General features: G+C 57.2%; 5 protein-coding genes. All 5 read left to right on the forward strand.

Annotation, left to right across the window (positions count from 1 at the left end; translation table 11 throughout):
• The first annotated feature begins 108 nt into the window (after nucleotides 1-108).
• Nucleotides 109-1,827: a ShlB/FhaC/HecB family hemolysin secretion/activation protein gene (locus tag J0909_RS02760; RefSeq protein ID WP_286181710.1), complete on the forward strand. Its 1,719-nt coding sequence runs from the start codon at nucleotides 109-111 to the stop codon at nucleotides 1,825-1,827.
• 15 nt (nucleotides 1,828-1,842) lie between these two features.
• Nucleotides 1,843-8,763, forward strand: coding sequence for a hemagglutinin repeat-containing protein (locus J0909_RS02765; protein ID WP_207260286.1), 6,921 nt, complete (start codon nucleotides 1,843-1,845; stop codon nucleotides 8,761-8,763).
• Nucleotides 8,764-9,024 (forward strand): colicin immunity domain-containing protein, encoded by a 261-nt coding sequence (locus J0909_RS02770; protein WP_207260287.1) that lies wholly within the window; start codon nucleotides 8,764-8,766, stop codon nucleotides 9,022-9,024.
• 268 nt (nucleotides 9,025-9,292) lie between these two features.
• Nucleotides 9,293-9,619 carry a hypothetical protein gene (locus tag J0909_RS02775; protein ID WP_207260288.1) on the forward strand — a complete coding sequence of 109 codons (327 nt, stop codon included), beginning with the start codon at nucleotides 9,293-9,295 and terminating at the stop codon, nucleotides 9,617-9,619.
• A 129-nt stretch (nucleotides 9,620-9,748) separates the two neighbouring features.
• Nucleotides 9,749-10,408: a transposase gene (locus J0909_RS02780; protein ID WP_207260289.1), complete on the forward strand. Its 660-nt coding sequence runs from the start codon at nucleotides 9,749-9,751 to the stop codon at nucleotides 10,406-10,408.
• Nucleotides 10,409-10,573 lie beyond the last annotated feature (165 nt).

Genomic DNA, 10,573 nt, shown 5'->3' on the forward strand with positions numbered 1-10,573 from the left:
TGCCTTGGGGCAAGTCGCGAGGGTGTTTTTGTGTCCATCAAGCAGGGGATGCTTTCCTTTTGTATTGGGGAAGCGTGGCGGGGGGCTGTCCGTCCTCGGCGGTTGTTTTTGGTCTGCATTCTGGCCCTGGCCATGCTTGCCAGGCCCGGCATCGGCATGGGGGCACCCATCGACGACGCCATCCGGCAACAACAGCAAATCCAGCAGCAGGAGGAGCAGCGGCGTCTCGAGTTGGAGCGAAGGCACCGCGAAGAGCTTGAAAAGGCCCCCTCGGGCCAGGAGTTGCAGCCACAGAAGCCCACCGAAAAGCCAGAATCGGAAAGCTGCTTCGAGGTCAGGACCATCGAGTTTTCCGGCATGACGTTGCTCGGACTTCGGGAAGTAGCGCCGGTCAAGGCCAAATATCAGGGGCGCTGCCTGACCATCACGGACATCAACAATCTGGTCCGTGACGTGACCAATCTGTATATCCAAAAGGGCTATGTCACGACCCGCGTGGCCGTCCCCCAACAGGATCTTTCCAGTGGCATTTTGCGGCTTCAAGTTGTCGAGGGGAAAGTCGAGAAAATCGAACTCAAGGAAGGGGACGGGCACCCTCGGGAGCTCAAAGGGGCCATGCCTGGGCTTGAGGGCGAAGTGCTTAACCTGCGTGACATCGAGCAGGGCCTGGACCAGCTCAACCGGCTCCCTTCCAACAATGCGACCATGAAGTTGCTGCCGGGGACCAAGCCCGGAGGCACAAAGGTTTCCGTCGAGAACAAGCGCTCCAAGACTTGGCGGATATCCGCGGGCATGGACAACTCCGGCCAGGACTCCACCGGCCGCAATCAATATCTCCTCTCTCTGGCCAAGGACAACCTGTTCGGCATCAATGACCTGTTGAACGTCTACCTGAACGGCGATGCCGAAGGACTCTTCTCCAGCGAACGGCAGCGCAGCTCGACCTGGAACCTCTTCTACTCGGTTCCTTATGGGTATTGGACCTTTTCCGGCTCAGTCAGCTATTACGAATACCGCACCGATATCAAAGGGGGCGGGCTGACCTACAGCTCTGCGGGCGACACCACCACGACTTCGCTGACCGTGGACCGGGTGCTGTCTCGCGACAAGGACAGCAAAACCTCCCTTGGAATGGGACTGACGGTACGGGATACCCAGAACTACTTTGCCGGTTACAAACTGTCGGCCACCAGCCAAGTTCTCTCCGCGCTGTCCGTCTCCCTCGCCCACTACACCCGTTTTTTGGGCGGCATGGCCTCGGCCCAGGCCGGGTTTTCCCAAGGCGTGCCCATCCTCGGCGCGGACAGAGATCGCAATCCTTCCTTGGATACGCCGCGATCTCAATTCAGCAAAGCCACGCTGTACGCAAGCTACTACCGGCCCTTCACCTTGGGCAAGACCCGCTTTTCCTGGTCCTCCCGCGCCTCCGGGCAATGGGCGCCCCACACGCTGTACAGTGCGGAACGGATCAGCATCGGCAGTCGGTATACGGTGCGCGGCTTTCACGAGGACAGTCTAAGCGGGGATATCGGGGGGTATGTTCGCAACGAATTGGCCCTGCTGCTGCCGAGTGGGCCCCAGAGCTCGCCTTTGCGGAAGACTTGGGTGGGCGATCTGGCCTTTTATGCCGGATACGACGCGGGCGTGATCAGGCGAGATCCCAAAGAGGCGGAGGAGCAGGGGGCGCTTCAGGGGGCCGTGCTCGGAGTCCGTACCAGCGGGGCCCGGCTGGTCATGGACATGGCCGTATCCCGCCCCCTCGATGCCCCCGCGTTTCTCCAGACCGACAACCTCGAATTCTACACTTCCATCCAATTTTCCTTTTAGCGACCGGAGATCCAGATGCACACCGCCATGAAGCACATTCTCATCGCTTTCCTCGTCGGCTTGATCCTTTGCCCGCCGTCCATGGTGTACGCCGGAGGCATCACTCCGGACGCGGCCGCCCAGGCGAGCAATCGGCCAACCATGGACGCCGCGCAGAACGGCGTTCCAGTGGTCAACATTGCCGTTCCGAACGGCAGCGGGTTGTCCCACAACCAATTCAGCGACTTCAATGTGGATCACCAAGGCGTCATCTTCAACAACGCGACCGCCCCGGGCGTGTCGCAGCTTGGCGGAACCCTGGCGCCCAATGCCAACCTCGGGGGCCGCGCCGCGTCCTCCATCCTCACCGAGGTGACCGGGACCGGACGCACGTCCCTCGGCGGCTACATAGAAATCTTCGGGTCCAGGGCGAATTTCATCCTGGCCAACCCCAACGGCATCTCCATCAATGGCGGCGGATTCATCAACACGCCAAAGGCGACTCTGGCCACGGGCAGGCCGCAGTTCGACAACAACCATTTTCTCGGCATCGATGTGCGGGACGGCGACATCCGGGTGGAAGGGGCCGGCGTCAACACAACCAATATCGACGCGTTTGAATTGATCACCCGGGTCGCCAGTATCAACGCGGATATCTATGCCAACAAGCTGAAGGTCGTCACAGGCCAAAACCGGTACGATCCGGCGACGGAGACCGTTGTTCCCCTTGCCCCGGACGGCTCCCCGGCTCCCGTAGTCTCCATCGATTCCGCAGCGTTGGGTGGCATGTACGCGGGCCGTATCGAACTGGTCGGCACCGAGGCCGGGGTGGGCGTCAACACCCAAGGCATCGTGCTGGCCACCCAAAATCTCGTCATGACGGCGGACGGGAAGCTCCAGGTCAAGAATACGGCCTCCTCTTCTGGCGACCTGGCCCTGACCTCGGAGAACGGTGAAGTGGCCGTCTCCGACAAGGTTCAGGCGGTGGGAACGGTCGATCTGACTGGCAAGACCGTCACCGTTGCCAAGATCGAGGACACGGATACCCCCATAGTCAAGGGAGGGACCGTGGAGGTTCACGCCGAAACGCTGACCAACAGCGGTCTGATCGCGGCCGACGACACGCTCTCGGTTGCATCCGTCTTCCTTGAAAATACCGGTACTCTCTACTCCGGCGGCAGCGGCCTGTTCCGCATCGGCGACACCCTGCACAACGACCAAGGGGTAATTCTCTCCAGGGGCGACATGGTGTTGGAAGGAGCGTCCGGAGGGACCAGGATGGCCACTCTGCAGAATGACTCCGCCAACATCGAGTCCCTGGACGGCGGCCTGGTTTTTCGGGCCGAGACTTTCACCAACAACAATTCCTTTTTTTCCCTGGTCCCGGGGGCCACCGAGTTGTCCTACGCCGAGGGCGGGTTCTGGCACTATGGCGACGAGGGCGACAACTGCTACAGGCTCTTCAAAGATCTCTTCGGCGCCCCGCGCGTGGCGGTCCGCAATAAAGCCAACCGTATTTCCGCGGGCGCTCTGGCCGCGGCCGGTCTGGATACGTCGCGGGACATCTTTTCGATTGCGGAGATACGAGCCGCCGTGGAAGACACTGAGGCAAAGCTGGCCGCAGATCCCGACTACCTGACCGCAGGGGGACGGAGAGCGTTGGCCGAAGCGCGCTCGGTCGCCTCCTCCGGGCGGCTCTATGCCGGTAAGATTGTGGGCCGGACCGACGGCGTCATCTTCCGGGCCGTGACCACGCGAGACTCCGTCTCGGGACAGGACCGGGGCGCGACCATTGCCGCGCAGGGCGACATCCGCATCGAGGCCGGAAACGCGCAAAACGTTGTCAGCCGGATATCCTCGGCCACGGGCGACATCGTCATCAACGCCGATGCCTTCGACAACGAAGGGCAGGGCATCTATGAACGGACCTCCGTCGGTTGGGGGCGCGGCATCTTCCATAACCATGAATCGCCCGACCGCATCCTCACCGGCAGCGGCACCGAAGTTCTGCTCAAGCCCATCGACTACGCCTACGGCACCCTCGACGCGGGCAATCGCGTGCTCATTTCTTCCGGGGCGGTGACCAACGGTGTCACCGAGCATAACGGCATTTACAGCCCACCCGACCCGGCCTCGCAGCAGCAGAAGGTCGCGGACGTGACCACCCTGACCGATGGCCTGCCTCAAAATGGCCTGTTCCAGGAGAACACGAATCCGGCGCACAATTACCGGATCGAGACCAATCCGGCCCTGACCGATCTCGACACATTTTACGGCTCGGACTATGCCCTCGCGCGCATGGGCTTCAATCCCAACGAGGAGGTCTACAAACGGCTGGGCGATAAGTTCTATGAAACTCGGTTGGTGCGCGAGCAGATTCTCGAACTGACCGGCCGGCGCTTCTTGGAAGCGGCGAGAACCACCGACACGGATCAGTTCCTCGCGTTGATGGATAACGCGGTCCAGGCCCATACCGATCTCGATCTCACCGTAGGCATTGCCCTGACCGCCGGACAGGTGGCCGCTCTGAACAGCGACATCGTCTGGTTCGAGTACCAGGAAGTGGACGGCGAACAGCTACTGGTGCCCGTGGTCTATCTTTGCCCGGCCAGCCTGGACAAGATCGCCCAGGGCGGCTCGGTCATCGCGGCCGGGGAGGTGCAGGTGGACACCACCGGCGACACCGCCAACGCGGGTCTCATCGCCTCGCGTGGTCAGGTAACGATCAACGCGGACAACTTCCTCAACAATAAAGGGACGCTCGCAGGCCAGGGCGTGACCGTCGCCGCCGCTGATTCCATTTACAACATCGGGGGCGACATCAGCGGGACGGATGTTGCCCTCAAGGCGGACAACAACGTGGTCCTGGCCGCCGACACCGTCGGGTTCTCGGGCAAGGGCTCCAACTATACCCGGATAGCCAAGGCCGGGAAGATATCGGCCACCGGCGACCTCAGGGTGGAGGCCGGAAAGGACGTCGGCGTCCTCGGCACCGAGCTGGAGGCGGGCGGCGACGCCACGCTCAAGGCGGACGGCAACGTGGCTGTCTCGACCATGGAGACGACCTTCAAGCACCGTCTGAGCGGTTCCAACTACAACACCCGGACCGATTCCACATACAATCATGGCAGCTCCGTCAAGGCGGGTGGCGCGTTGACCGTGGAAGCGGGCGAGAACGTGGCCGTCCACGGCAGCGAACTCGAGTCCGGCGGCGACGCCGCCCTCAAGGCGGGCGGCAATGTCTCGATCACCGCCGCCACGGACAGCACCGACTTCTATTCCCACAATCAGGGCGGCTCCGGCGGCTTCTTCGGCGGCAAGAAATCCACCACCGTTGCCGAGAAAACGCAGACCACGGCAGCCTCCACCGTCAAATCCGGCGGTTCCCTCACCGTGGAGACCGGCTCCGCTCCGGACAGCGATCTGTCTGTCGTCGGCAGCAAACTGAGCGCGGAGGGCGACGTCGACCTCAAGGCCGGGGGCGAGATGCTTATCTCCTCGGCCGAGGAGACAAGGGGCCGGAGGAATGACGCCAGCAGCTCAAGCCTGTTTTCCGCGAAATCCTCCAAGTCCGCATCCGGTTCCACCACGCAGGTGGCCAGCGAGGTGACGGCCGGTGGAGCGGTAGCCGCCCAGGCCAACGCCGATCTAGCCATATCGGCGAGTAATATCCACGGCGAGCAGGGGGTTTCCCTCAAGAGCGAGACCGGGGATGTGCGCATCGCCGCCGGACAGAACGAAAGCAGTTCGATGCGCGAGGAGAAGTCGAGCGGCATCGGACTGTTTGTGTCCAAGGGGCGGCTCGATGTCGCCCGGTTCAAGGAGGAGTCCTCCCGGTCGGCGGGGAGCGGGAACGTCGGCTCGAATATCACCTCGGGTACGGACGTCACCGTGGATGCGGCCAACGACGCGACCATTGTCGGTTCCAACGTGGCGGCGGAAAACGATGTGAACATAACCGCCGGCCGCGACGCCAACGTTATCGCCGGGCGCAACGCCCAATCCTCCAGTCACAGCAGCAAGAAAGGCGGCATCGGCATTGGGTTATCCCTGTCCGAAAACGAAATCAGCATCAGTGCCGGATACAAGGGGGTGGAGAAGAAAACCAACTCCTCCGGCGAATACAATGCGAGTTCCGAAGTCGGCGCGGGCAACGACGTCAACATAGACGCCGGGCGCAACATCAATCAGGTCTCTTCGGACATCGCCGCCGGTCAGGACGTGAAGTTAAAGGCCGGTGAGGACATCAACGTCAAGGCCGCGCAGGATGTCGAGCACCTGGACGAGTACGTCAAGAGTGTGGAGGTTGGCCTCAAGCTGGCCGCCAAGCAGTCGGTCACCACGGCGATCCGTACCCTTGCGAAGACGCCGGAGAACATGACCTCCGGTGAGGGAAGCGCCGGAGCCGAGGCGGTTTCGGCCGCCAGCGGTGCGCTTCAGGCGGTTTCCGCCGCCCAGCAGGTGAGTAACCCGAGTGCGTCGGTTTCGCTGACAGCCGGTCTGTCCATGTCCGAGAGCAGTTTCTCCAGCGACTCGGCTACTTCGGTCGCGTCAACAACGACCGCCGGGCGTGATGCCGCGCTTGAGGCCGGGCAGGACCTGACAGTCGAGGGCGGTCGGGTCCGGGCCGAAGCGGATGTTTCCCTGATAGCCGGGGAGGACGTCACTGTGGCCTCGGCCGCCAACAGCAGGCAGACCTCGTCGAATTCCAGTTCCGTGTCCGCCGGTGTGGGCGTCGGAGCCACCGTCAGCGCGGTCAACGGCGTGGCGGCGGGCCTCCAGTTGTCCGGCTCGGCCTCCGGCAGCGATGCCGACTACCGCGCCGACTCAAACACCAACGCGCAGGTCGCGGCCGGGCAGGACCTGACCGTGAAATCCGGCCAGGACACCACGGTGGCCGGAGCGAACCTTGAGGGCAACAAGGTCGACATGGATGTGGGCGGCGACTTGGTCGTGGCCAGCAGGCAGGACACCAGCGAGTCCAAGAGCTCCAACTGGAGCGTGGGCGGCAGCGCCACCCTCGGCATGGGAGCGTCCGTGGCTGCGGATGCCGCGGACGCGGTGGGGCTGAATCCGACCGCCTCGACCGGCGATTCCGCCAGCGTCGGCATGGGCAAGGGCAATGGGTCCTCGGCTTGGGTGCACAACCAGACCTCGATCATCGGCAAGGAGCAGGTCGACATCCGCGTGGAGAAGAACACTCACGTGGAGGGCGCGGTCATCGCTGCCGAAAACGGCAACCTGAAGCTCGATACCGACACGCTCACCTACACCGATATCTACGACCACGACAAGGCCTCGAACTACCAGGCCAGCGTGTCCGTCTCCAAGAGCGCGGAGAACGCCAAGAATAGCGCGAACCGCCAGGGTTCGGATGACGCGCGGGCCGCCTCCCAGGAAGGCGCGTCCAACGACGCCAACAAGGACGCCAAGCAGGAGGGCAACCCCTATGCGGGCACCCTGGAAGGCAGCGCCTCCTCCCGCGACCGCCGCCAGATCAACCGCGCCACCATCGGCGAAGGCGAAATCATCATCCGCTCCGACCCCGACGCCGGACTGGAAGGCTTGAACCGCGATTTGGCCAAGGCGCAGGAGATCACCCGGGATGAGAAGACCTCGGTGACCGTGTATATCGATGGCGCGGCAATTGATGAGGTCGCGAGCGGTGGTGCGGGGATAAAAGGTAACATCAAAAAGCTTGTTGATGCCTATGAAGCCTATAAAACCAATTTGCCGGATGACATTAAAAGTTCATTGGACAGCGAGGTGGAGGGCCTTGGGGAAGCCGCTGAAGGCAACATGAAAGAGATGATCCGGCAAGGGGTTGATCCGGATGTGGCCCTGACCCTTCTTGAGAATGAACAATATCAGGATGCACTCGTTAACAACGCAAAGATTGAGGCTGAGTACCAGAAAAACCCTGAACGATTCCTCAAGAATTGCGGAATTGAACTCAAGGACGGGGAGACGGTCGCAGATGCCGAAGAGACGTCGAAATGGGGATTGCAGTGGCTGGCGTCGCTTACTGATGGTGACACATCGGAACCCCCTGAGGCGACTTCAGAAATTCTGGATGGCGAAACGTTTCGCGACAACCCTTTCCAGTTAACGAAGGGAGAAAATGGAACCTGGGCCCTTGAGAATTCTGCGAGTAAGCAGCTCCTGAGTAGTTCTTTGGACCTGCGGACAATTCTTACTTTAAGTGATAATTCAGGAGGTTTTGATTATCAGGTAACGGATGGGACAACCCTTGTCCTACAAGGCTTGCAGGGAGCCCGTGACTTTATTGACAGTATCCCTCCTGATGACATCAAGATGGTTCAGGCGGCTGCACTGGGAATGCAGTTGGCCACGGGCGGGCCGGTCAAGCTAATGCTTGGGTATGCGGTTGCCATGGCGGCCGACGCCCTTATTGGCGACAAGGTTGAAGCAACCAAGGACATGGTTTCGGAGGAAGTGGCGGCGTACCTTCAGTCTGGTGCCCTGACCACCGATGAATACAAATTGCGTAATTGCCCCGACGGGGATTGCTCCGATAAATTCGCGTCCGCCGGCAGCTATGCCGTCAACATGGACAAGAATAATGTCAAGTTCGGGATGAATATCGTTCTTGGGGTTGTCGGGAGTATAGTTCGTGAGAAACTCGCGGCTAAACGGGTTGTCAGCTATTCAGAAAGACAATTGAAACGTAAATTTAAACACGCTGAAGATTTTGGCGTCGAGGGTAAGAATTATAACCCTTCAAAAGGAGAAGAGTTTAGAAAGGCCCTTGATGCTCATATTCATAACTCTGATACTGTAGAGATTAAAGGGACGTATAGAGGACAAGAAGTGATTCATTACATTAACCCAAAAACAGGAAATAATGTAATGAAAAGCAAAAGTGGCGATTTTATAAGTGGTTGGAGGTTGACAGTGGATCAGATCGAAAACGTTTTGAAACGAGGCAAGCTATAAATGGATACAACTATTGTGTATGTTAAGTTGATAAAAGATTTTTTAGAGCACAATCTGTCAGGTTCTGATTTTGAAATTGCATTTATTAAACAGCGAAGAAGTGATTTGATAAAAAAAAATAAATACAATAAAAATATTGAAGATTTATTTTTTGATATTGATTCATTTTGTTCTGACGCCCAATTAATTGAGACCGGTGATATTACAGAAGAACAACTTAGAGAGAAATGCTTTCTTATGCTTGAAATATTAGAGAATTGATAGCCAGAAGCATGTATTGTCCCATGCAACTCCAGATCCTCAAAAAAACATAGCATACAGTGTTCAATGTCCATAAAAATCAAATTCTTGGATTAGTAGACGAAGGCTGGATAAATAGAGGAAATTATAGGGTAGAATGGAATTTATGGGTGTATGAGCCATCCATGAATAAGGTAATAGGAACGAATGTTGAAAGAACTCTAAGGATTATTGTCAGGAGTAATTCAAATGAAATCATATCTGCATATCCAATAAAGTAGGAGGCGGCATGCTGGATCGCATTGAAGTAGATAAAAGAAGCTGTGCGTTGATTTGCCCGGTGCTATTTGATGGAAGAATAGAAAAAATAAGAATGAAGAGGAATAATAATATTATATATATGTGTGAAGAGTGTGAAACAGTATGGGAGAGATTGGAAGACATTGTTAATCAAATATATGGACCTGCTCCTATCTCTGGATACATGAAACAAAATGGAATAGACACAAAGCTATTTCGCAAAGAGGATTGGGATAAGCATGTTGAGCATGTTGGATTTCTTACCCTTGAGGAAATTGAGCCTTTGGTTAAGAATATTTCAGTGGATTTAATATGAAAGGGATACCATGGATTAACAAATTAGGGGGACATCATACCTATTCTAGAAAATTGAAAAAATGGGAAGAATTAGGGGGACACCTCCCTAATTGTTGATATTGAATAAGTGGCGTTGCTACGAAGCGGCATGCCAAGAATTGCACGGATAGTAGTTCCAGGAGAACCCCACCACATTATTCAGCGTGGGAACCGACGCCTTCCGACTTTTTTCAAGGATGATGACTACATTCATTATTTGAAGAGTATGCGCCTTTGGTGTGACAAGCATGAAGTCGAAATATGGGCATATTGCTTGATGACAAATCATGTCCATTTAATTGCCACGCCGAAAACCGAGCAGGGCCTGAGTTTGGCGATTGGTGAAGCGCATAAACGCTATACTTGCCGTATCAAGAACCGTGAAAAATGGACGGGACATCTGTGGCACGGGAGGTTTTCTTCATTTGCAATGGATGAAAAGTATCTTAGCGCCGCCGCCCGATATGTAGAGCGAAACCCGGTTAGGGCGGGGATGGTCCCAAAAGCCGGGGACTATCGATGGAGCAGCGCCCGAGCACATTTGACAGGTAAGGACGATGTGCTTGTGAAAACGGCTCCATTGCTGTCGTTGGTTGATGATTGGGAGGGGTTTTTGGCAGAGGATACCAGTGATCGCGACCGTGACTTGTTAAGAAGACACGGGCGTACAGGCCGTCCTCTGGGTGGCAATTCGTTCTTCGACAACTTGCAGTCGAGATTGGGGAAGGATGTAAGACCCAAAAAAGCCTGGCCCAAGAAAGAGAATTAGGGAGGTGTCCCCCTAATTCCTATGACAATCATCTTGGGAGGTGTCCCCCTAATTCCTATTATAACGATAGCGGGTATGACAATCATCTTCTGTCTTCTAATGTGTCACATTGATTATTCGATATTGCTCCTTGTTATAAATTGGGAAACAGCCCTGAGGATAGCA

Origin of the sequence: Desulfovibrio sp. Huiquan2017 (assembly GCF_017351175.1) — a bacterium.
GTDB lineage: Bacteria > Desulfobacterota > Desulfovibrionia > Desulfovibrionales > Desulfovibrionaceae > Pseudodesulfovibrio.

Bases quoted from the DNA above. Each gene is read 5' to 3' on its own strand.
- J0909_RS02765 (WP_207260286.1), top strand. From the start codon at position 1,843: ATGCACACCGCCATGAAGCACATTCTCATCGCTTTCCTCGTCGGCTTG.
- J0909_RS02770 (WP_207260287.1), top strand. From the start codon at position 8,764: ATGGATACAACTATTGTGTATGTTAAGTTGATAAAAGATTTTTTAGAG.
- J0909_RS02775 (WP_207260288.1), top strand. From the start codon at position 9,293: ATGCTGGATCGCATTGAAGTAGATAAAAGAAGCTGTGCGTTGATTTGC.
- J0909_RS02780 (WP_207260289.1), top strand. From the start codon at position 9,749: ATGCCAAGAATTGCACGGATAGTAGTTCCAGGAGAACCCCACCACATT.